This is a genomic window from Tepidimonas charontis, assembly GCF_007556685.1.
Lineage (GTDB): Bacteria > Pseudomonadota > Gammaproteobacteria > Burkholderiales > Burkholderiaceae_C > Tepidimonas > Tepidimonas charontis.
The window spans coordinates 1-680 of sequence record NZ_VJON01000110.1 but is presented as its reverse complement, the minus strand read 5'-3'; the positions used below and the strand labels follow the sequence as shown (position 1 = coordinate 680).

1 rRNA gene is annotated in these 680 nt (G+C 49.0%); it reads right to left on the bottom strand.

The window, feature by feature from the left end:
- Positions 1 to 680: ribosomal RNA gene (locus Tchar_RS13605) — 16S ribosomal RNA — on the bottom strand; the annotation flags it as partial.

Here is a 680-nt window from a genome sequence, read left to right as displayed (position 1 = left end):
GTATAAGAGACAGAGACTACCCGGGTATCTAATCCTGTTTGATCCCCACACTTTCGTGCCTCAGCGTCAATCTTGGCTTTGTGAGCTGCCTTCGCAATCGATATTCTGTGTGATATCTAAGCATTTCACCGCTACACCACACATTCCACCCACAGCAACCAAATCCTAGCCATGCAGTATCAACGGCACTGTTACAGTTAAGCTGCAAAATTTCACCGCTGACTTACTCGGCCGCCTACGCACCCTTTAAACCCAATAAATCCGGATAACGCTCGCATCCTCCGTATTACCGCGGCTGCTGGCACGGAGTTAGCCGATGCTTATTCATATGGTACTCTCATCAGTCTACACGTAGACCTTATTGCTCCCATATAAAAGCAGTTTACAACCCATAGGGCTGTCTTCCTGCACGCGGCATGGCTGGATCAGATTTCCATCCATTGTCCAATATTCCTCACTGCTGCCTCCCGTAGGAGTCTGGGCCGTGTCTCAGTCCCAGTGTGGGGGGCCTTCCTCTCAGAACCCCTAGACATCATTGCCATGGTGAGCCGTTACCTCACCATCTAGCTAATGTCACGCGAGCCAATCCTATACCACCGAAGCTTTAATTTATAGAAGATGCCTCCTCTAAATACTATGGGATATTAGACCAAGTTTCCCTGGATTATCCCCCTGTATAG